At 62.0% G+C, this 21,909-nt stretch carries 13 protein-coding genes; 6 read left to right on the top strand and 7 right to left on the bottom strand.

The window, feature by feature from the left end:
* The first annotated feature begins 164 nt into the window (after window positions 1–164).
* A complete protein-coding gene (locus tag CKW32_RS02140; RefSeq protein WP_095183931.1) occupies window positions 165–3,287 on the top strand; it encodes a transglycosylase domain-containing protein in 3,123 nt (1,040 codons plus the stop codon).
* Window positions 3,288–3,386: 99 nt separating this feature from the next.
* Window positions 3,387–8,381, top strand: a complete 4,995-nt coding sequence (locus CKW32_RS02135) for an NEL-type E3 ubiquitin ligase domain-containing protein (RefSeq protein ID WP_095183930.1) — start codon at window positions 3,387–3,389, stop codon at window positions 8,379–8,381.
* 4 nt (window positions 8,382–8,385) lie between these two features.
* On the opposite strand, the gene CKW32_RS02130 is transcribed toward CKW32_RS02135, so the two are convergent.
* The 5 genes from CKW32_RS02130 to CKW32_RS02110 all read right to left on the bottom strand — a co-directional run bounded on the left by CKW32_RS02130 (window position 8,386) and on the right by CKW32_RS02110 (window position 14,087).
* Window positions 8,386–8,868 (bottom strand): CS1 type fimbrial major subunit, encoded by a 483-nt coding sequence (locus tag CKW32_RS02130; protein WP_032891885.1) that lies wholly within the window; start codon window positions 8,866–8,868, stop codon window positions 8,386–8,388.
* Between the two features lie 5 nt (window positions 8,869–8,873).
* Entirely contained in the window at window positions 8,874–9,635 is a 762-nt protein-coding gene (locus tag CKW32_RS02125; protein WP_032891860.1) for a pilus assembly protein, read from the bottom strand.
* A 62-nt stretch (window positions 9,636–9,697) separates the two neighbouring features.
* Complete coding sequence (locus tag CKW32_RS02120; RefSeq protein ID WP_256585207.1) at window positions 9,698–10,942, bottom strand: hypothetical protein; 1,245 nt, start codon at window positions 10,940–10,942, stop codon at window positions 9,698–9,700.
* Window positions 10,943–10,947: 5 nt separating this feature from the next.
* Window positions 10,948–13,467: a CS1-pili formation C-terminal domain-containing protein gene (locus CKW32_RS02115; RefSeq protein WP_095183928.1), complete on the bottom strand. Its 2,520-nt coding sequence runs from the start codon at window positions 13,465–13,467 to the stop codon at window positions 10,948–10,950.
* Window positions 13,468–13,586: 119 nt separating this feature from the next.
* Window positions 13,587–14,087, bottom strand: a complete 501-nt coding sequence (locus CKW32_RS02110) for a CS1 type fimbrial major subunit (protein WP_032891862.1) — start codon at window positions 14,085–14,087, stop codon at window positions 13,587–13,589.
* Between the two features lie 494 nt (window positions 14,088–14,581).
* Between CKW32_RS02110 and CKW32_RS02105 the strand changes: the two genes are divergently transcribed.
* Window positions 14,582–15,118, top strand: coding sequence for a PadR family transcriptional regulator (locus tag CKW32_RS02105; protein ID WP_095183927.1), 537 nt, complete (start codon window positions 14,582–14,584; stop codon window positions 15,116–15,118).
* Window positions 15,118–15,885 (top strand): siderophore-interacting protein, encoded by a 768-nt coding sequence (locus tag CKW32_RS02100; protein ID WP_095183926.1) that lies wholly within the window; start codon window positions 15,118–15,120, stop codon window positions 15,883–15,885. Before CKW32_RS02105 ends, CKW32_RS02100 begins: the two co-directional genes overlap by 1 nt.
* A gap of 1 nt (window position 15,886) precedes the next feature.
* On the opposite strand, the gene CKW32_RS02095 is transcribed toward CKW32_RS02100, so the two are convergent.
* Both CKW32_RS02095 and CKW32_RS02090 read right to left on the bottom strand, forming a co-directional pair.
* On the bottom strand, window positions 15,887–16,510 hold the full coding sequence (locus CKW32_RS02095) for a Pr6Pr family membrane protein (RefSeq protein ID WP_095183925.1): 624 nt from the start codon (window positions 16,508–16,510) through the stop codon (window positions 15,887–15,889).
* A 4-nt stretch (window positions 16,511–16,514) separates the two neighbouring features.
* Window positions 16,515–16,748, bottom strand: coding sequence for a VF530 family DNA-binding protein (locus tag CKW32_RS02090; RefSeq protein WP_016977534.1), 234 nt, complete (start codon window positions 16,746–16,748; stop codon window positions 16,515–16,517).
* Between the two features lie 151 nt (window positions 16,749–16,899).
* Between CKW32_RS02090 and CKW32_RS02085 the strand changes: the two genes are divergently transcribed.
* Together CKW32_RS02085 and CKW32_RS02080 are read left to right on the top strand one after the other, a co-directional pair.
* Window positions 16,900–18,918 carry a TonB-dependent receptor gene (locus CKW32_RS02085; RefSeq protein WP_095183924.1) on the top strand — a complete coding sequence of 673 codons (2,019 nt, stop codon included), beginning with the start codon at window positions 16,900–16,902 and terminating at the stop codon, window positions 18,916–18,918.
* A 445-nt stretch (window positions 18,919–19,363) separates the two neighbouring features.
* Window positions 19,364–21,775 (top strand): glucose/quinate/shikimate family membrane-bound PQQ-dependent dehydrogenase, encoded by a 2,412-nt coding sequence (locus CKW32_RS02080; RefSeq protein ID WP_032891870.1) that lies wholly within the window; start codon window positions 19,364–19,366, stop codon window positions 21,773–21,775.
* Window positions 21,776–21,909 lie beyond the last annotated feature (134 nt).

The raw sequence follows: 21,909 nt of genomic DNA, 5'->3' as shown, positions 1-21,909 counted from the left end.
AGCGGTGGGAGTATCGCACACCAATGGTGCGACCCTTCAAGCCACCTACGCTGTCATCGGGCTTTGCCCATGCCCGGCCCGGTCGACAAATTCCTCACGCAAGCCAATCAGCGTCTACGCTTGAGACAAGTCCGATCAATCTGCCGGGATGGGATCAATCGACTATGGGCGCTTTATGGCAAACCGATTCAACCAAAGCTGCGGCGCCTGCCGACAGCGAGGATGAACAGCCATTGCCACGACGCCCCCGCAAGCGGTTGTACAGGTGGCGAATGGTGTGGCTGCTACTGGTGATCGCGCTGATCGCCGCAGCGTATGTCGCCCAGCGCGAAATGCGCAGCGCCGACTGGCAGTCCCGCGAACTGAGCCGTCTGGCCACGACCCTCAGCTACACAGTGGAGCCCGGCGCCAGCGACCGCATCGTTTACCCCGGTGAAGGGCCCTTCGACAAACGCCTGGGCTACAGCGCCATCGATGAATTCCTGCCACGCCTGCTCAAGCGCAATTTCCTGATCCAGAGCCAGGCGCAGTTTTCCGACGCCTTGATGGACTACACCGCCCACGGGCTGTTTGTGCCCTACGCCGAAAAAATCCAGGCCGGCCTGTCGATCAACGACTGCCGCGCCACGCCGCTGTACCAGTTCAGCTACCCCCAGCAGTTTTACCCGGATTTCACCGCGATCCCGCCGGTGGTGGTCAGCAGCCTGCTGTTCATCGAAAACCGTGACCTGCTGGACCCCGCACAGCCCCAGGCCAACCCGGCGGTGGATTGGCCGCGCTTCGCCAAGGCCGCGTGGTCGCAAGTCGCCCGCGTGCTGCACCTGCCCGGGCAAAGCGCCGGCGGCAGCACCCTCGCCACCCAACTGGAAAAATACCGCCACTCCCCCGACGGCCTGACCCTGTCCGGTAGCGAGAAGCTGCGCCAGATGTTTTCTGCCAGCGTGCGCGCCTACCAGGACGGCCCGCAGACCTTGCTCGCGCGCCAGAACATCGTGCGCGATTACCTCAACAGCGTGCCGCTGTCCGCCGTGCCTGGCCATGGTGAAGTGCACGGCATGGCCGAAGGTCTGCGGGTGTGGTACGGCGCCGACTTCAAGCGCACCAATGCGCTGCTGGCCGACGCCGGCACTGGCAGCCTCGAGCAAAAAGGTGTGGCCCTGCGCGAAGTATTGTCGCTGATGATTGCCCAGCGCCGGCCGTCCCATTACTTGTCCAAAGGCCGCCCGGAACTTGCGGACCTGACCGACAGCCACCTGCGTCTGCTCAAACAGAACGGCGTCATCGAACCGGCCCTGGCCGATGCCGCGCTGGCGAGTCAGGTGACGTACCGCGACTGGCAGCAGCAACCGACCTTGCAACCGATCGAGACCAACAAGGGCATCAGTGTGGCGCGCAGTCGCCTGGCCGCGCTGCTCAACCGATCGCTGTACGACCTCGACCGCCTCGATCTGGCCGCCACCAGCACCTTGCAGAACGACCTGCAAACCCAGGCCACCGCCTACCTCAAGCAGCTCGCTGACCCTGCCTTCGCCGCGCAACTGGGCCTGCTCGGGCCACGGCTGCTGACGCCGGCCAGCACCGCGCAAGTGCGCTACAGCTTCACCCTCTACGAGATGACCGCCGACGGCGCACGGGTGCGTGTGCAGACCGACAACACCGACCAACCCTTCGACATCAACGAGAGCAGCAAGCTGGAATTGGGCTCCACCGCCAAGCTACGGGTACTGACCACCTACTTGCAGATCATCAGCGAACTGCATGATCGCTATGGCGCACAGCCCGCCGCCGCACTGAAAAAAGTCAGCGTCGACGAGCAGGATCGCCTGTCGCGCTGGGCCGTGGACTACCTGGCGCAAAGCACCGACCGCAGCCTGCCGAAGATGCTCGACGCAGCCCTCGACCGGCAGTATTCCGCCAGCCCTGGCGAGAGCTTTTTCACCGGTGGAGGTCTGCACCGCTTCCACAATTTTCGCAACGAAGACAATGGTCGCAGCCCGAGCCTGCGCGATGCCCTGCGCGAGTCGATCAACCTGCCGTTCATTCGCCTGATGCGCGACCTAGTGCGTTACAGCACCTACCACGGCCCCAACAACAGCGCCGAGTTGCTCAAGGACGACAGCGACCCGCGCCGCCAGGAATACCTGGCCCAGTTCGCCGACCGTGAGGGCACCACCTTTCTGCTGCGTTTCTGGAAACGCTACCGCAACAAGGACACCCAGGCGCGGCTCGACACCTTCCTCGACAGCATGCACCCCACCGCCATACGCCTGGCCGCCGTGCACCGCTACCTGCTGCCCCAGGCCAGCCAGCAGAGTTTCAACGGGTTCGTGCGCGCTCACCTCAAGAGCAAGGAACCGGAAAAACTCAGCGACGAGCGCCTGACCAAGCTCTATCAGGCCTACGGCCCGGGCGCCTACGACCTGCCGGACCAAGGCTACATCGCCAAGGTCCATCCGCTGGAATTGTGGCTGCTCGGCTACTTGCTGGAACACCCCGACGCCACCTTCACCCAGGCCGTCGCCGCCAGTGAGCATGAGCGCCAGGAAGTCTATGGCTGGCTGTTCAAGAGCCGCCACAAGAGCGCCCGTGACAGTCGCATCCGCACCATGCTGGAAATCGAAGCGTTTCTGGATATTCACCAGCGCTGGCAGGCAGTCGGCTACCCCTTCGACCATCTGGTGCCATCGCTGGCCACGGCCATCGGCAGCTCCGGCGACCGCCCCGCTGCGCTGGCGGAATTGGTGGGGATCATCCTCAATGACGGCGTACGCGAACCGACCCTGCGCATCGACAGCCTGCATTTTGCCGCCGACACCCCCTATGAAACCCGCCTGGTCAACAACCCCGATCGCGGCAAACGCGTCATGCCCAGCGAAGTCGCCACCGCCCTGCGTGGCGCGTTGTCGCAAGTGGTGGACGCCGGCACCGCCAAACGCGTGGCCGGCAGTTTCAAGCTGACTGACGGCACACCCTTGATCATGGGCGGCAAGACCGGTACCGGCGACAACCGCATCGAAGCCATCGGCGCCGGTGGGCGTGTGCTCAGTTCCAAGTCCATCAACCGCACCGCGACGTTCGTGTTCTATATCGGCGAGCACCACTTCGGCACCCTCACCGCATTCGTTCCGGGCAGTTCGGCGCAGCAATTCACGTTCACGTCGGCGCTGCCGGTGCAGGTGCTCAAGGGTATGGCACCGATCCTCACGCCTTACCTGCAACCCGACGCGCAGACCCTGTGCCAACCGCCGAAACAGGGTGGTAGTTATGCGCATCTTTCATTCGAATAACGGGTGCTCAACGCACCGAACCGCCCAGGATTTTGAGCTTTTGTTCTAGTCTTCAGTGGATACGCTAATGGCTTCGAATCCCTTAGCGAGCGCCATCGCATGCCCGAATCCCCCCCTCCTGCCAGTCCTCTGGCAACGCCCTACAAGGGGCCTCATTACGCGCTGATCCAGCAGAGAATTCCCGACTGGCTCACCACCGCCGTCCCCGCCCGAATCAGCGTGTTTAACAGCACCAGACTGCCCCGACCGGACTGGTACGCCAGCGCCTCACCCGATCAACACACCACGCTGCAGTTGGCGAATGCCGAGGGCTGGCGCGCACAAAACGCCGTGGACCAACACCTTCGCGACGTGCAGGACCTGTATGGTTTTTCCGAGCCGCTGCTGCAGGAGGCCATCCGCGAAAAACACGGCCTGGATCTGAACGTCAAAACCACCTATCTCAACCTGTATATCCCCACGCAACTGCCCTGGTATGCGTTGGATATTTCCAAGGGGGTGACCACCCGCAGGGTGTCGTTGCTGGATGCCGCGTTGCATAACTTCGCCGCCGGTGAAAGCTTTGAAAAAGACTCCTGCTACATCACCCAACCGGACGCCCGAGGCCACTTCGACATCCTGCCACTGGCCGAGCGAATGCCCCTTCTGCAGTTCAAGACGCTGTGCCGCGAACTGAACCTCGGCGCCCGCTATCAACAGCATCTGAACCAGCATCTGTTGCCGACCGACCTGGCCCTGCGTGCCACGCTCAAGACCCGCATCATTGCCAGCCAAAAGGCCGCGCTCAAGGCTGCCGCGCAATTGGCCGTGCTGAAAAAGGACCTGGGGCCCGCGGCGTGCGCAGTGCTGCTGCAAGCGCTGCGCGGCGAGCGCGGGGTGCTGCAGTTCTATCGTTTGAACATCCTGGATGCGCCACTGGCCGGCATACTGCTGATTGCGGCGGATTTGGACCGCGTGTCCAGCGTGTCGAAACTGATCGCCTACATCCCTCATGACCCCGAAAGTCCCGTCAAGGAATACGACTCCAGCGTGGCGTTCATGACGGATCTGACACGCAAGCTGCACGCCAACGCAGCGATCCCGTCACGCGGCCAGCAAACCTACCAGCAGTTCTTCAGCGAGTTTGTCGGGCATAACCGACGCGGGCACTTCTTTGCCGGGCTGGGCCAACGGCTGCCGTTTTCAGCCATCAGGATCGACGCAGACCTATGGGAACACCGCTACCAGCAGGCGCTGAATAAAATCCTCAATGACGGGCGCAGCATGGCGGTGTCCACCTCCGATGCCGACAGCGCCGAGCGTTGGGCCTGGTGGGACAACGCCACGAAAATGATCACGGATATCTTCAACGCCGCCCTGATGGTGATCACGCCGTTCGTGCCGTTTCTCGGTGAGTTGATGCTGGCCTACACCGTTTATCAATTGAGCAGCGAGATCATTGAAGGGGTCGTCGACCTGGCCGAGGGCCAATATCGCGAAGCCGCCGAACATGTGGTTAGTGTGACCAGCGAGGTGGTGCAACTGGGCACGTTTGCCGCCGGCGCCGCCGTGGGCGGTGCGTTGCGGCGCTCACTGTTCGTCGATGATCTGCGGGTGGTCGAGGTCAGCGGGCAACCACGCCTGTGGAACCCGGATCTGGCGCCCTATGCCCGGCATGATCTGCAATTGCCGGCCGATGCACAGCCCGACGCGCTGGGTCTTCACGAGCATCAGAACCAACGCATCCTGCGCCTGAAGGACCGCCATTACGTGGTCGCGCACGAGGCCGCCAGTGACACCTACCGCATCCAGCACCCGACCCGCCCAGAGGCCTATTCCCCGCGACTCGAACACAATGACAACGGCGCCTGGCTGCATGAAGGTGAAGACCCGCGCACCTGGGACAGCGCGGCGCTGCAGGAGCGCCTTGGTCCTCTTCTGGTGGAAGGCCTCACTCCCGCGCAACGGGCACAAGCCTGCGCCACCAGCGGAACTCACGACGGCGCCCTGCGCATGATGTATGCCGACCGCTCCCCTCCTCCGCCACTGCTGGCCGACAGCCTCAAGCGCCTGCAACTGCGTCGGCACGTCGAACAGACACCCCAGCGCATCCGCACCGGCGCCCCGGCCGAGCTGCCGACCAACTGGTCGGTGCAAACCACCACTGAGTTACCTGGCTGGCCGTCGCACAAAGCCATCGACGTGTTCATCGAACCGGACCTGAGCGGCTACGCCATGCGTTATGGCGCCGCCGATGCATTGCCCGCCGACACCCTGAACATCAGCCATGCGCAGGTGCAGGCCGGCTCGTTGCCGGAGCGAATCCTCGCGTTTCTCAACGAAAAGGAACTCGACGCCCTGCTGCCCTCGCCCCTGCCCGAGACCCAAACCGCGCGGGTCGCGGCGCTGCGCAACCAACTGGCCGATCGGCTCACGCCACACACCGTTGCGATGTTCAATCACCTCTACAGCGCACGCGAAGTGCTCGACACCCCTCACGGTCAACTGATTCAACAACAGTTCCCGCAGTTGCCCGCAGAGCTGGTGACGACGCTGCTACTGCGCACATCGCCCCAGGAACTGGACGTGATGAGCCGCGAACAGCGCATCCCTCTGCGCCTGAAAAACCTCGCCCGGGAACTGGCCAACGAAGTCCGCGCCAGCCACGCCAGTGAAGGCTTGCATGACGATGCCCTGCTGACGCCGGACACCGAGCGCATGGTCCTCAATCTCCTGCGTCTGAACACCGATGCTCTGGGGGACCTGAGTATTGCCATCCATGAGCAATCGCCGGAGGGCGCCTTGCGGTGTCGGGTAGGCCCGGCGGCGGCCGCCACACAGAAAGTCCTGATCTACCAGGGTCAGGGCCGCTACCGGATCCACGGGGTACCGGCGTCGACGCCGCCCGCGCACTACCGTTTTTTCGAAGCGCTATTGCGTGTGCTTCCTGACGGGGCTGTTGATTTGCGCCCTGGCCAGGGTGAAAACCTCAAGGCCTGGCTCAGGGCGCAACTTGAACCATTGGCCGTGCGCCGCACCCTGCTGGAACCGCCGACCGGGCGCCTGGCCGACGACCGCAGCACCCAACGCCGGCTGCAAAAACCTGGCTTCGAGGCCTTCCGCCGCCTGTTTCGCAGGCAACCCACCCCGGCACCGACGCCCGCAGAGACCCTGACCAAGCTGTGCCCACGACTGAACGCAGAAGAGATCGCCAGCGTCTCGCCGTTCCTCGACACTGCGCAAGGTAAGGCGCTGCTGGGCACGCTGGAGGCCGACCACCGGTTGCTGGGCGAAGACTTGCGCAGCCTCCGCAAACAGCGTCCTCTCGGCGCGGTCGGCAGCGTGCTCGCGCAAAACGAGCTGCTCATGCGCGGGCTGATCATCAAAGAGCTGCAAAGCTGCTGGGAAGACGGCGCCTACCTGCGCATGTTGCCGCCACAACCACAGCCGCGCGGCACGCTCCTGGACTTGAGCAATCTGGTGCTGGGGCGCTACGTGCAACACATGGAGCCGCTGCGGGCGGACTTCAGCCATGTCACCCGCCTGAACCTGAGCGGCACGCGTCTGAAGGACGAGGAAATGGGCTTTCTCGACAATTTCCCCGCCACGCGCATCGTCGACCTGTCCGAGAATGAACTGACCGGTGTGCCGTCCCAACTGACCGACATGAAAGCACTGACCGCGCTGAACCTGCGCGACAACCCTATCCGCTGGGGCCGCTACGACTACGAGGCACTCAAGCACCTGCCCTTGCTCCGCTCGCTGAACCTGGAGGGCAACGCATTGATGAGCGTGCCGCCGGACATCGGCCCGCTGCCCGAACTGCGGCGACTGACCTTGCGCAGGACCGGCATCAGCCAATGGCCGGCGGGCCTCGACAGTCCAAGGCTGGCCATCCCTGAGTTGGACCTGACCCACACCCGAATCACCAGCGTTCCACCGTTCGTCGAAGATTCGGTGGGCGCGCGCATCGTCGCCAGCAGTTGGCTCGACCGCAGCCGCCTGGAACCGGCAGACGAAGATCGCGTGGTCGCGTATCGGCGTGCCTTCGGTTTCGATCCCTACCGCACCACGCCGCGCAGCAAGCCGTCCGACCGTGAATACTGGCTGATTGGCTTGAGCGGCGACGCGCGCGACGAGGCCATCAAAGTCTGGGAGGACGTGGAACAGGAGCATGGCTCCCAGGGCTTGTTTGACCTGTTCAAACTGCTGCGTCCACCCGTGGAGTTCCAGACCGAGATCGACGCGCAACTGTTCCAGCAGGGGCGGGAAGATTTGGCCATCCGGGTGTGGCAGTTGCTGTTCACGGTGGACCAGAACCCGAGCTTTCGTGAACGCATCTTCAGCCTGGCCGCGACGCCGCCCAATTGCGCAGATGCCGGCGCGCATATCTTCAATCGCATGGGCGTCGAAACCCTGCTTGAGCAGATCCTCAAGGACGACGCCCCACAGGCTTTGCTCCAGCGCGAAAGCCGCCTGGTAAAACTGGCGCGGCAAGCCTGGCGCCTGGACCAAGTCAACCGTCTGGCCCGCGAAGAAGTGCGGCGCCGTACCCTGCCGATCAACGAAGGCGGCCTGGGACAAACACTGGGCATCGGTCAAGGCCAGGTGGATGACGTGCAGGTGTACCTCGCCTATCAAACTGGGCTGAAGGCGCGCCTGGACCTGCCATGGCTGTCTGAACACATGGTGTATCGCAACACGGCCCAGGTCACTCAGGCCCATCTCGACCGAGCGGCGCACGCCATTCGCCAGCTGCAACAAGGCGATGGTCTGATCAATGGCCTGCTGGAGCAGCCGTTCTGGAGCGATTATCTGCACGAGGCCTATCTGGGCGCCTTCAACGCCCAGCGCAGGCTGCGCACGGAGGCCGGCAGCCACCTGCAGGACCTGCTCGAATTGCACGAGCAATGGGTCGCTACGCCGACGGACAGTGTGCGCGAGCAGTTGACCCGCCTGGCCGACGATCTGGTGATCCCGTACAGCGTGGTGCTTACTGAAGAGGCGTTTTCAGACAGCACGGTGCTGGGTTTCTACGACCATATCCAGCATGACTATAACGAGCTGGCGCGGCGTTTGACCCGTGAAGCCTTGCTCAAGGCCAGCACTGAGTAGGCAATCACGGCGCCAGGAAATCGAACACCAGGTGCACCGTGCCGTAGTACTCGCCGCCGCGATAGCCGCCTTCGGGCTCTACGGCGGCGATGTCCAGCTCGGCCCGGCGTCCCACTCGTGCTTCAGCGGCGCCGACCACTTCCACCGGGTCGAGGGTCAGCGCTACCTGGTTGAACTGCACCTGCAGGTCGATACGGTTTCGCCCGTTAAACAAGTACGGCTCGGCCCCAAGGCGGGCCGCGACGCCGCCGTTGAGGTGCTTGACGTCGAAGTTCTTGCGCAGGCGGCTCAGTTGCGAGGTCACCAGGTTCCACGCCAGCAGTTGGTCCTGGCCCATCCAGTCAGGTTCGGACGGCAGCACATAGGCCTCGTTTACCGGGATGGTCACCGAGACATCGAACGAGTGACGTTCCTGGATCGCCGAGGTGGGTGCGCCCGCCAGCATGCAGGCCGCCAGTACACCGAATCTTGTCAGCTGCTTGAACATCATGATCACCCGTTAGTCTTCTCGACCTTCAGCGGTTTTTTATCCAGCCCTTCCACCAGCACGAAGCTATAGCGCCGGCCCGGTTTTTTCTCGAACGTCAGTTGTCGCTCGGGCAGGATGTGGTGCTTGGTGGTGGGCACGCAGTCAGTGGGGTTGGTCACCGAACAGTCGTGGAACTCGTCGAGCACCACGGTGCTGTTGCCCGCGTTACGCAGTTGGTATTGGTCAGGCCTCTCGTTGATGCGGGTGTCGAACCGCGCATCCTTGGGCCGTACGAAAAACACCGTGCCGTAGCCGGCCATCACGTTGATTCCGGCCGCCAGGTGATCCTTGTAGTCGGCGCGCTCCTCGTCGCTGATACCGAAGTTGTCGTCCTTTTCCGGGACCACGGGGATAAAGCGCAGGCGGAAATAGCGTTCCTTGTCGCGCGGGCCCATGTACAACAGGCGCGTGCCCTGTCGGCCGTTTACCGGCACGATCAGTCGCGACGGGCTGGCCATCAGGCCGTCGCGACTGGTCGTGACGCCCTTGTCATCGATGATCGAGGGCACCGGAATTTCGCGGGTGGTGCCATCTGCGTTGTAGACAATTTCCAACACGTTGACCTTGATGAACGCGGTGCTGGTGCCGCCATTGAACACACGCTTGAGGTAGGAACTGCGATCACTTTCGAGGTAGTCGTACACCACCCCGACGTTGATCAGCGGCCCGGCCTGGACGGTGAGCGACATCAGGCACAACCCGATCCATAACACTGCTTGTTTCATCGTTTACTTCGCCTCGTTGATTGACTGCGACGGGCCTGGCCCGCTGTTGGAATGGGGCCGAACTAAATTTCCGAGTCCCAGATCACGGTCGCCACGCCCGAATAGGTACTGCCCGGCTGGTTGAGCATGTCGGCCATGTCGTCGCGCAACACCTCGAAGTGCAAGGTGCCCGGGCGGTCGTTCACGTAGAACAGCGGCTGGAACAGTTCGGTGCCTTCACCGTCCAGGCGCAACGGACGCTTGAGCACGGCCTGGTTACCGCGCCCATCGATGCCGCTGGGCAGCGTCACGGCGACCTGCAACGGCACCTCATCGCCATTGGCATTGCGCAGGCCGCAGGTGTTGCCCATGACGATCGAGCATTCCAACTGCATCTTGAAACGCGAACTGGCGGCGATGCGGAAGGTCTGGTCGCGGTACAGCCGCGTGGGCGAGCGTCCACGGTTGAGCCAGGCTTGCCAGCCGCCGTCGGGGATCAGTTCGATGCGGTTGCCGCCGGGTGGGAGGTCGACTTTGAGGTCGTGCTCCACGCTCAGGGTGAAGTTGAACGTGATGGCGTTTTTATTCAGGACCAGGACGTCACCAAAATCGTAATCGCCACCCGGTCCCATGGTGTAGGTGATGCTGCCGTAGTATTGGCCACCGGACATGGTCAGGGGGTTGGGGGTCCTGAGTTCGTAGGCGTATTCCATCGTGGCCACGTTCATATAGCTCAGATCGTGGGAAGGCTTAAGACCGCAAGGGCCAGCCCCTTCAGGCGTCAGCCAAAAATAGGAGGCGTCCCTGACACCCGCGGCAAGGTGGCCGGTACGCCGACAGGGACTTGGTGGATTCAGCCACTGACTTTGCCAACTGAATCCGGGTTTGGCCCAAGTCGATACGCCTGGCGGTCTGGGTATACGCCAATTTGCACCGATGCCGGCGATACGCAACTGGACAATTTCAGTTTCCCCTGTTGCGGCATGGGTCACTGACAGGTCACGCCAGTCCGACGGCACCTTGACCATGAAACCTTGGCGCTCATCCTCGTGTTCGGCCAGGATCGGCTGATTGGATTGCGCCCTGAGCTCGTTGTCCCTGAGGCTGAAAATCCCCAACGCCTTGCATTGGGTCGGAATATGCGCCGCGCAGATCGAACTGATCGGCGTGGTGTTTTCAAAGTCATTCTTCATCGGGTTGGCCGGGTCAGGCCGGAACCGCGCGGTGATGTTCTCGTCCGCCAGTGAGGCGCTGGCGCTGAACAACAGCGACGCGCCCATGGCCATGATCAAGGTGTTGAAGGGTTTCATCGTGAGTGTTCTCGTCATGGCACTCAACCTGCGGTCTGGGTGCTGGATATGTGTTCGGCGAGGGTGTCCGGCGTGCAGCGCAGGTCACCGATCATCAACACGTCCTGTTCATTGGCGGAGGTGGCCGGGTCCAGGCGGAACTGGCACAGCAATTGGTTGCGGTAGCGCACTTCGAGGGTTGGCGAGCTGGCGCTCATTTCCATGGAGAAGAACCCGTCGGCCTCGCTGACCCCACGGCTGGCGTGGTTGATCACGTGATGCCCCCTGAGCGGCTGGCCCTGGGCATCGAGCAGGCGCCCGAGTACCGACACGGTTTTCATGACGGTGATTTTCCGGTAGTCCACCCCGCCCTTGTTCAGGTGGTAGGTGGTCCGCGCCGGCTGGATATTGGCCGCCGGTGGATGGTTGCCGTCGAAGTCGAAGTTCACCGTGCTGCTCTTGTAGGCCGCCACCGGTACGAAGTTGCGCCCAGGACGCAGGATCGCGCCGCCGCCGCTGAAGTCGTCGGCACGCAGGGTGATCTCATCCAGATCGGTTTCGACGTCGACGATCATGCCCGCGCCATTGCTCTGGTACTGGCTGGTCATCAGCATCTGGTCGCCACCGGCAACGAAGGTGCTGTGCAGGTTCAGGCCGCCGCTGAGGTCGCCGTTGAACGAGCTGCGCTGGATAAAACCGTCGCCGCTGACCACATCACTGTCGAAACTGGCCATGCCCGAGAACCCGACGCCATAGGTGTCGGTGATGGCGGTGGCCGAGACGCTTTGCAGCAGGTGGTCGGTGAGGTCCTGGCGAACGGTGACCGACGCATTGTTGTCGCGACCGCCGTCCCGCGCGGTGCGGGTGCCGATGCTGCCGGAAATCTGCCGGCCATCTCCGCCCAGGGCCAGGCTCACAGAGAGGTCCACGCCGCGGTTGCGCTTGTCGTTGGTGCCGGACGTGCCCGGTCGGTCGAACACCGAGAAACGCCAGTTGGCGTCGCTGCCCCACAAGGTGTCGCGGCGGCTCCAGCCCAGGTCGAGCCCGGCGCCTTCGGCATTGCCCTCGCTGTGGGACAGGCGCAGGTTCCAGGAATTGCGCGCGTCGACCCGGTGGTTCACTGAGAGTGCCGAGTTACTGGTCTGGCCAACAAAGGTGTTGCGCCGCAGGCGGGTGCCGTCGGGCAGGGTCTCGAAGGTGTCGCGGGTGTCGAGCCAACTGCGGTTATGGCTGAGCACCAGGTTGGTGGCGCCAAACGTGTAGAGGCCCTGAACGTCCAGGCCGGTGCCGTGTTCGCGGGTCTGGTAGAGGTTGGTGTAGAGGCTGGTGTTGTTGGCCACCGTCCAGTCCACCGAACCGCCGTATTGCAGTTGCTCACGCACTTCCCGCGCCGACAGGCCGAGAATCACCCGGGGATGCACCAGGTAATTGACCGAGGCACCCGCGGTGATCGAGCCGGAAGACTGTTCATCCCAGTTGCTGAACAGCTTGGTTTCGCGCCCGGCAAACACGTTGTAGCGCCAGCGGTCATCGACGTTGCGCCAGTTGCTGGGTTTGTACACCAGCTCTTGGGAGGTGCTGACGGTGAGGCCGTCTTCCACCAGGCGCACTTCGACTTCGTAGATGCCGCCGGGCAACGGCCGCGTATCCAGGGTCTGCAAACCGGCCGCGACCGCCTGGGTGTTGATCAGCAGACCGTTGCGGTAAATCTCCACGGCGGCCTGGCGATTGGCGGTGACGTAGATCGGGTAAACGCTGGCCTTGGCATTGTTGATCGCCAGGCTGTCGGAGCTGCCGTACATGACGCCTAACGCGGTATCCGGGCTGGCGCCAAAGCTGCGCAACTGCCGGGTCAGGCCGTCGGAATTGGGGGTGAAATGGCCCAGGCGCAAAAACTGGCCTTCCAGTTCTCGCTGGGTATACAGCTCATGGATTGCATGGCGCAGTTGTTCTTCGTCGCCACTCTGGCGCGCCAGCTGCAAGTTGAACACCTGGGTCCAATTGCCCAGGCTGGCACTGGCTTGCAAACCATAACGTCCGCCCAGGTTTTCTTCCTGGCCGCCGTTGAGGTTGAGCTGGTTGTTGATGATCAAGCCACGGCTACCGCCTTCGGGCTGCGCGTGAAAACGCGGTGCGTCGCTGGTGTGTTCGACGTTCTGGGTGATGATCGACAGCAGCGAGCTTTCCAGGTTGTAGTGCACTGACACCAGTTGCTGCGGGCACGCCTGGGTGCATGCGCCCAGGCCGACGCCGCTCTCCAGCAAGGCTTGCCAGGTGTCGCGGGTGGTGGCGGGGACTTTGCTGTCGCCGGTATCGGTGAACTCCAGCAGCGTCACCCGTTCGTCCTGGGACAGCACAATCAAGGCTTCCCCCAGGGGTTGCTGATCCAGTTCGACCTGTACCGCCAGCGGTACGTCGAAAAAATGGTCGCCGAACCCGGCAGGCAAACCCTGAGCCTGGGTCAACAAACTGCCAGGCGTGACGGTGCCTGACGTGGGCGCGGCCAAGGCACTCGTACAAATCACTAGCGCAAGCGCAACCGCGATGGGCGTCATCGGGAACATGAAAGGAACTCTCTGAGGGCCAGGAGACTTGATAAAAAACAGGCCGACCAATGGGGGAAAATCGGCCGGCCCGAACGCAAATGCCCGCGGGCAAGAAAGCCCGGCGGGCACCTACACCATCAAGGTGCTGGCGTTGGCGGCACCGCATCGAACACCAGCGCCACAGCGGAGGTGTAGGCACCACGCTGGGTGGCCGTAGGCTTAGCTGCCACGATGCGCAGTTCAGCCCCCACGCCCGGGGTGGAGTCGGCTTCGTTCACCACTTCTTTTGGCGTGCCGGTCAGTTCAACGCCGTGCAGGGTGGTGGTCAGCGGGATGTTCTGCGCGACGTTGCCGTTGAACAGAACAGCCGGGCCGCCTTCGATGTAGGCGTGGACCGAACCACTGGTGTTCTTCAGGTCGTAGATAGCGCTCAACGGCGCCAGCTCACCGCTGACGATGTTGTAGGTCAGGGTTTCGTCGCGGCCGAAGTTCGGATCACGTGGCTGCGCGTGGAACACCGTGGTAGGGATATTCGCCTTGATGTTGACGGTGTGGTTGGCTTCGCCGGCAGCGAAGGCCGTCGAGGCGTTCAATGCCAGAAAGGCCAATGGAGCAGCAATTGCAAACTTCTTGAACATGATGAGTTCCTGTTTTGAGGACAAGTTAGTGCCCCATTGAAAGTTGAACATTGAATTCAACACACAATGAGGTCCGCTGCAGCGAGACGTAAGTGAGTGCAACGCGAGAGGAATGATCCACTAACTTTAAAAACAGGTATGCAGGCTGCTTCCCATGCCTTCGTAGCCAATGTATACGGGCAAATACAGAAAAATATGGCACTTTGCCAAAACTTTAATTTTCTCCGTAAGACATGGACTACATGAATTATTCAACAACGTTTGTTGTGAATATTCCGTAGGAAAAACACCACGCATAACAAACAGAAGTTATAAAAGCCTCTTTGAAAGTACGAGTTCCAACTCTAATCTTAGTTGGATCGGCGCACCACTAATAAGTCAATCCAAATGCTTGCAATGTGCGATAGGCCACACTGACCGTTGGTCGTCTGTGGCTATGCATCCATTAAGATATATCTTACGTTATGTCTTATCCACACAAGGAGAGCATGACAATGAGAGACCATCATTCCCACCGTGAACCCGGTGACGGCTTCGAGAAACGTCCAGGCCGCGAACGTGCCGGCCGCGGCCCACGGGTATTCGCCCCGGGTGATTTGAAGCTGCTGCTGCCGGCACTGATTGCCGAACAGCCCTGCCACGGCTACGACCTGATCCGCAAGATCGAAGCCCTGTTCGACGGCGCCTACAGCCCCAGCCCCGGGGTGATCTACCCCACATTGACCTTCCTCGAAGAAAGCGAATTGATCAGCGGTGACGCCGACGCTGGAAAAAAACGCTACACAATCACCGACGCCGGTCGTCTCTTCTTAAGCGAACAAGCGGTGGCCCTCGACGGCATTCGCCAGCGCATGGAGGTGAGCAAGCGCTCGCTGCGCGGCCAGGATCGCCCGCCGGAAATCCACGAGGCGGTGCACAACCTGCGTCACGCCTTGCATTCGCACCACGGGCATTGGAGCCCGGAAGAAATCGTTCGTGTCGCGGCGCTGCTCAACGGCACCGCCCAAGCCATTGCCGACGGGAAAGCCTAATGAATACACAAGCCATCCACCGCGTGACCCACGAAATCAAACGCCGCCGCCTCGACGTACTGCGCGTGGTCGACATCACCCCGCGCATGCGCCGCATCACCCTGGGCGGGCCGGAATTGGCGGGCTTTGTCAGCCTGGGCAGCGACGATCACATCAAGCTGCTGTTCCCGCAGAATGCCGCCGAGCAAGCGGCGCTGGAAAGCCCGACGTTCAGCATCAAGGGAGACGGCCCGCAGCCGGCCATGCGCGACTACACGCCACGGCGTTTTGACCTGGACATTGGCGAATTGGACATCGACTTCGTGCTGCACGGAGACGGCCCCGCCTCCACCTGGGCCGAGCAGGCCAAGGTGGGTCAGCACCTGTACATCGGCGGGCCACGGGGCTCGATGATCGTGCCGGATATGTTCGACAGCTACCTGCTGATCGGCGACGAAACCGCGCTGCCGGCCATCGGTCGTCGCCTGGAAGAACTGCCGGCCGGGCGAAAGGTGCTGGCGGTGATCGAGATCGCGAATACCGCAGAAAAACAGGTCCTGCACAGCCGGGCCGATGTCGAGGTGATCTGGGTCATTCGCGGCCAGGATGATCTGCTGGAAACCGTGCAGAACCTGACGCTGCCGAGCGGCTCGCTGTACAGCTTCGTCGCGACCGAAACCAAAGTGTCGCGCCAGGTACGCCGGGTGCTGCTGGATACGCACAAGGTCGATGAAACGTTCCTCAAGGCCGTCGGCTACTGGCGCGCCGAGGGCAGTGAAGAAGCGTGAATCAAGGTCGGGGCTTGATAACTTTATCCAGCCCCACCAATGCCAACGCGATCAGCACAAACCCCGCCAAAATCCCCCCGGCATTCACGAACACTTGTGGATAACCAAGGGTGGCCACGTCGATGAACGGGTACTGATACTGCCCGAGCAAATCCCCGCGCAGCAGCGCATAAGCGAAGTACACCAGCGGGTAAATCATCCACGCGCCGATGTGCTTGAGGCGAAGGCTGCCCTTGGGCACGCACCGCCACCAGTAAATCAAACACAGCACCGGCATCACGTCATGCAGCAGTTCATCGGCGATCAACTGAAAGCCTTCGGGCTGCCATAAATGCCGCAGCAACAGGCTGTAGGCCAAGCCCACTACCAGAATGCTCACCGTGATACCGCTGCTGATCGCCGGCCTGAGAAAAAACCGCTTCGCCGCCGAGTCCCGTTGGACCAAGGCATAGCTCAGCACCACCACCGCCAGGGTGTTGGTGAGCACAGTGAAGAAACTGAAAAAGTTGATCAGCCCGCCCAGCAAGCTTGCGCCGCTGGACCAGCGCGAATAGAAAATCAGGTATTGCTGAATCGCCAACCCCACCCAACCGGCCAGTGCTGTCGCCGCTATAAACCGCTTCATGGATTCAATCCAGCGGACGTTTGGTGCGCATCAGCTTTACGTACAACCCTTCGACTTTCTCCCGCGCCCATGGAGTCTTGCGCAGGAACGTCAGGCTCGACTTGATACTCGGGTCGCTCTTGAAACACCGCACATCAATGCGCTCGGCCAGGCCTTCCCATTCGTAGTGCTCCACCAAGGTGGTGAGGACGTGCTGCAGGGTTACACCGTGAAGGGGGTCGTTGCTTGTCGCGGTCATGCCAGGCCTATGAAAAAAGTAATCACGAAGGCGCACACCTTATCACCCCCTCCGCTCAGGGATAAAAAGTTCCCGTGGCTCGCGAAAAAAGAGATGTTATATTGTAACTATAACTTTCAAATCTTTTCGTCGCTTTGCCAAGGAATGTCCGATGTCCCTCTCTTCTCTGTGGCGCTTGACCCCGCTTGCCGCCGCCCTGCTGATCAGCTCCGAAGCACACGCCCTAGAGTTGCAACCCCAAGTCATCACCGGCAACCCGCTGGGCAGTGAGCAACTCGCTTCACCGACCACCGTGCTGGAAGGCGATGACCTGACCCTGCAACAAAAAGGCAGCCTTGGCGAAACACTGAACAAGCAGCCGGGTGTGTCGTCTTCGTACTTTGGTCCAGGCGCCAGCCGGCCAATCATCCGTGGCCAGGACGGCGATCGTATTCGTATCTTGCGCAACGGCGTGGGCGCGCTGGACGCGTCGTCGCTGTCTTATGACCATGCGGTGCCGCTGGACCCGGTCAACGTCGAACGCATCGAGATCGTGCGCGGCCCCGCTGCATTGCTGTACGGCGGCAGCGCCATCGGTGGCGTGGTCAACACCTTCGACAACCGCATCCCCACCGAAGCCATTGAAGGCATCCACGGCGCCGGTGAACTGCGTTATGGCGGCGCCGACACTACACGCAGCAGCGCGGGCAAACTCGAAGCCGGCAACGGCACGTTCGCCCTGCACCTGGACGCCAACGCACGGGAATTCAACGACCTGAAAATCCCCGGCCAGGCCCGTAGCCGCCATGCACCGGAAAGCGAAGACGGCCCCGGCAAAAACGGTCGCCTGGGCAACAGCGATGGACGTCAGGACGGTGGCGCGGTGGGCGGTTCCTACACGTGGGACGACGGTTACGCCGGGCTGTCCTACAGCAGCTACGACGCCAACTACGGCTCGCCGGCCGAACAGGACGTGCGCATCCGCATGAAGCAGGATCACTACGCCTTTGCGTCCGAGATCCGCAACCTGCAAGGCCCATTTACCTCGGTGAAACTCGACGCGGGCTACACCGACTACGAGCACCGCGAAATCGAAGGCGGCGAAACCGGTACGATCTTCAAGAACAAAGGCTATGAAGCCCGCGTCGAAGCGCGTCACCAGCCCATCGGCCCGTTCGATGGCGTGGTCGGCGCCCAAGTGACCCGCAACGAGTTCTCGGCCCTGGGCGAAGAAGCCTTCGTACCGCAGACCGACACCAACGCCGGCGCGCTGTTTATCCTCGAAGAAATGCAGGCCACCGAGCGCCTCGCACTCAGCCTTGGCGGACGCCTGGAACACACCAGCGTCGAGCCGGATGCCAAGGGCAACGCGCGCTTTGCAGGCGCCGACAAAACCAACGATTTCACCGCCGGCAGCCTGTCCTCGGGTGCGGTGTATACGCTGACGCCGATCTGGTCCCTGGCGGCGACTCTGGACTACACCGAACGTGCGCCGACCTTCTACGAGCTGTACGCCAATGGCGCCCACGTCGCCACCGGCACCTACGAACTGGGCGATGCCAACCTGAAGAAAGAAAAAGCCGTGTCCAGCGACCTGGCCCTGCGCTTTGACAATGGCACTCATAAGGGCAGCTTCGGTGTGTTCTACAGCCGCTTCTCCAACTACATCGGCTTGCTGGGCACGGGTCGTACCCTGAACGACGAAGGTGAAGAAGACGCGAATGGCATTCCTGAGTACGAATATTCCGGCGTGCGTGCACGTTTCGCCGGCTTTGAGGCTCAAGATCACATCAAGCTCGGCGAAGGCGCCTACGGCAAATTCGCCTTGGAGCTGTCGGGCGACTATACCCGCGCCACCAACCTCGACACCGGCGACGCCTTGCCGCGCATTGCGCCGCTGCGTTTGAACAGCGGCTTACTGTGGGAACTCGACCGCTGGCAGGCACGCATCGACGTGGAACACGCGGCAGGCCAGGGCCGTGTGCCGGATAACGAAAGCGGCACCGACGGTTACACCACATTGGGCGCGAGCGCGGGGTATCACTTCAATGTCGGTGGCAGCCAGTGGTTAGCGTTTGTGAACGGTGAAAACCTGACCAACCAGACTGTGCGTTATGCCAGCTCGATCCTGCGGGACATCGCACCGGCACCCGGTCGCAGCGTGCAGTTCGGCATCCGCACCACCTTCTGACGCACACCGCTAACCCCTTGTGGGAGGGGGCTTGCTCCCGATGGCAATCGGTCAGATAACCCAACGGTGTCTGATCCACCGCCATCGGGAGCAAGCCTTCTCCCACACTTATTGTGCAGCGACGTTCTGTCACTGTTACCAAATCGGAAATGATGCATCTTGCGATTTGCGCTTTCTCTCGACGCGTCCGCGCTTTATCCTTGTCGGCAATAACCTGAAACGTTTCACTCCCCGGTCGACCCCATCTTGCTGAATATTCCCACACACCAAGACAGCGCTGTCTTACACCGACCTGCGCCTGGGTATAAATCGCGCGCCTGTGGATAACCCTCGCAATCCTCAGAAAAACCGAATTAACGCTGAACCAAGCCTGTGCCGAATCGTCATCTACAGTGAGTGAAGCACGGGGTTACACAATTATTCCAACGTCACGGAGAAACACACTATGAGCACTGATGGTGCTTCAAGCCCAAGCCGCCTGCTGCCCAGGTTGCTAGGCGTCTTGCTGCTGATCATGGGCCTGGCCCTGCTGGCCGGCGGTATTAAGCTGACGATGCTCGGCGGGTCGCTGTATTACCTGCTGGCCGGTATCGGCATCGCCCTCACCGGCGTCCTGCTGCTGGCTACCCGCCGCGCAGCGCTGGGCCTGTACGCGCTGGTGCTGTTCGCCAGTACCGTGTGGGCATTGTGGGAAGTCGGCCTGGACTGGTGGCAGTTGGTGCCACGTCTGGCACTGCTGTTCGCCCTCGGCATCGTCATGCTGCTCCCGTGGTTTCGCCGTCCGTTGCTGCGTGGCCAACCTGCCCCGCTGGGCACTGGCGCGCTGAGCGTGGCCGTGGTGTTGGCCGGTGCTGCCGCCCTTGCCAGCCAATTCACCAACCCCGGTGAGATCAAAGGCCAACTGGACCGCGACGCGGTGCCGGGCATGGCCAATGCTGCGCCGTCCCAGGCTGATGGCGATTGGAATTCCTACGGTCGTTCGGCCTTTGGTGATCGTTACTCGCCACTGGCGCAGATCACCCCGGAAAACGCCCACAAGCTGGTTCCGGCGTGGACGTACCGCACCGGCGACATCCCTGGCCCGAACGATCCAGGCGAGACCACCGCGGAAAACACCCCGCTGAAAGTCAACGGCATGCTCTACGTGTGCACGCCGCACAGCCAAGTGATTGCCCTGGACCCGGACACCGGTAAGGAAATCTGGCGCTTCGATCCGAAGATCAGCAGCCAAGGCGCTGAGAACTTCAAAGGTTGGGCGCACATGACCTGCCGTGGCGTGTCGTATCACGATGACGCCGTCTACGCTTCCGAGCAGAGCCCAACCGGCAGCGCCAGCCCGGCCGCTGCGCCGAATGCCTGCCCGAAACGCATCTTCGTGCCGACCGCCGACACCCGCCTGATCGCCCTGAACGCCGACACCGGCAAGATGTGCGAAGACTTCGGCGACAAAGGCCAGGTCGACCTGCGTGCCAACATCGGCAGCTTCGCCCCAGGTGGTTACTACTCCACTTCGCCACCGGCCGTGACCAAGAACCTGGTCGTGATCGGCGGTCACGTCACCGACAACGTTTCGGTCGACGAGCCAAGCGGCGTAATCCGCGCGTTCGACGTGCACACCGGCAAGCTGGTGTGGAACTGGGACAGCGGCAACCCGGACGACACCACCCCGTTGGCCGAGGGTAAGACTTACACCCGTAACTCGCCGAACATGTGGTCCATGTTCGCCGTGGATGAAAAACTCGGCATGCTTTACCTGCCGATGGGCAACCAGATGCCCGACCAATACGGCGGCGACCGTACCGACGATTCCGAAAAATACGCCGCTGGCCTGACCGCCCTGGACATCGACAGCGGCCATGTGAAGTGGACCTTCCAGTTCACTCACCATGACCTGTGGGACATGGACGTAGGCGGCCAGCCGTCGCTGATCGACATCAAGACCGAAGCCGGCGTGAAGCAGGCCGTAATGGCGTCGACCAAGCAAGGCAGCATCTACGTGCTGGACCGTGCAACCGGTCAGCCGGTCGTGCCGATCCATGAAGTGGCTGTTCCGCAGGGCGCAGTGGCGGGCGACCGTACCTCCCCTACCCAACCGAAGTCCGAACTGAACTTCATGCCGCCGCCGCTCAAAGAGCGCGACATGTGGGGCGTGACGCCGTTCGACCAACTGCTGTGCCGCATCGATTTCAAATCCATGCGCTACGACGGCCCGTTCACCCCGCCATCGCTGCAAGGCTCGATCGTTTACCCAGGTAACTTCGGCGTGTTCGACTGGGGTGGCATTTCCGTCGACCCAGTGCGCCAGATCGCCTTCGTGAACCCAAGCTACATGGCGTTCAAGTCCAAGCTGATCCCAGCTGCCGACATCGCCAAGCAAGGTCCACGCGTCAGCGAAACCGAAGGCGTGCAGCCGAACAAAGGCGCGCCGTACGGTGTGATCCTGGAAGCGATGCTGTCGCCAATGGGCCTGCCGTGCCAGGCACCGGCGTGGGGTTATGTGGCAGCGGTCGACCTGACCACCCACAAAACCATCTGGATGCACAAGAACGGCACCGTGCGCGACAGCTCGCCGGTTCCGATCCCACTGAGCATGGGCGTACCTAGCCTGGGCGGCACCTTCACCACCGCCGGTGGCGTGTCCTTCCTCAGCGGTACCCTCGACCAGTACCTGCGTGCGTATGACGTGAAAAACGGCAAGCAATTGTGGGAAGGCCGCCTGCCAGCGGGTGCGCAAACCACACCGATGACCTACACCGGCAAGGACGGCAAGCAATACGTGCTGGTCGTGGCGGGTGGTCATGGTTCCCTGGGTACCAAACAGGGTGACTACGTAATGGCGTTCAAACTGCCGGATTAAGCGTTACCGGCGGCAAAACAAAGGCGGCTACCCTCACAGGTAGCCGCCTTTTTCATAAACAACACAGATCAAAATGTGAGAGGGGGCTTGCCCCCGATGGCAGTGGGTCAGCCAATGCTCATGTCACTAGCGCA

This window comes from Pseudomonas sp. Irchel 3H9 (genome assembly GCF_900187495.1).
Classification (GTDB): Bacteria; Pseudomonadota; Gammaproteobacteria; order Pseudomonadales; family Pseudomonadaceae; genus Aquipseudomonas; species Aquipseudomonas sivasensis.
This window is presented reverse-complemented; position numbering and strand designations above follow the sequence as displayed.

Excerpts from the sequence above, each read along its gene's own strand:
- CKW32_RS02140 (WP_095183931.1), top strand. The coding sequence starts at position 165 with ATGGGCGCTTTATGGCAAACCGATTCAACCAAAGCTGCGGCGCCTGCC.
- CKW32_RS02130 (WP_032891885.1), bottom strand. The coding sequence starts at position 8,868 with ATGTTCAAGCAGCTGACAAGATTCGGTGTACTGGCGGCCTGCATGCTG.
- CKW32_RS02105 (WP_095183927.1), top strand. The coding sequence starts at position 14,582 with ATGAGAGACCATCATTCCCACCGTGAACCCGGTGACGGCTTCGAGAAA.
- CKW32_RS02110 (WP_032891862.1), bottom strand. The coding sequence starts at position 14,087 with ATGTTCAAGAAGTTTGCAATTGCTGCTCCATTGGCCTTTCTGGCATTG.
- CKW32_RS02125 (WP_032891860.1), bottom strand. The coding sequence starts at position 9,635 with ATGAAACAAGCAGTGTTATGGATCGGGTTGTGCCTGATGTCGCTCACC.
- CKW32_RS02085 (WP_095183924.1), top strand. The coding sequence starts at position 16,900 with ATGTCCCTCTCTTCTCTGTGGCGCTTGACCCCGCTTGCCGCCGCCCTG.
- CKW32_RS02120 (WP_256585207.1), bottom strand. The coding sequence starts at position 10,942 with ATGACGAGAACACTCACGATGAAACCCTTCAACACCTTGATCATGGCC.
- CKW32_RS02080 (WP_032891870.1), top strand. The coding sequence starts at position 19,364 with ATGAGCACTGATGGTGCTTCAAGCCCAAGCCGCCTGCTGCCCAGGTTG.
- CKW32_RS02115 (WP_095183928.1), bottom strand. The coding sequence starts at position 13,467 with ATGTTCCCGATGACGCCCATCGCGGTTGCGCTTGCGCTAGTGATTTGT.
- CKW32_RS02135 (WP_095183930.1), top strand. The coding sequence starts at position 3,387 with ATGCCCGAATCCCCCCCTCCTGCCAGTCCTCTGGCAACGCCCTACAAG.
- CKW32_RS02100 (WP_095183926.1), top strand. The coding sequence starts at position 15,118 with ATGAATACACAAGCCATCCACCGCGTGACCCACGAAATCAAACGCCGC.
- CKW32_RS02090 (WP_016977534.1), bottom strand. The coding sequence starts at position 16,748 with ATGACCGCGACAAGCAACGACCCCCTTCACGGTGTAACCCTGCAGCAC.
- CKW32_RS02095 (WP_095183925.1), bottom strand. The coding sequence starts at position 16,510 with ATGAAGCGGTTTATAGCGGCGACAGCACTGGCCGGTTGGGTGGGGTTG.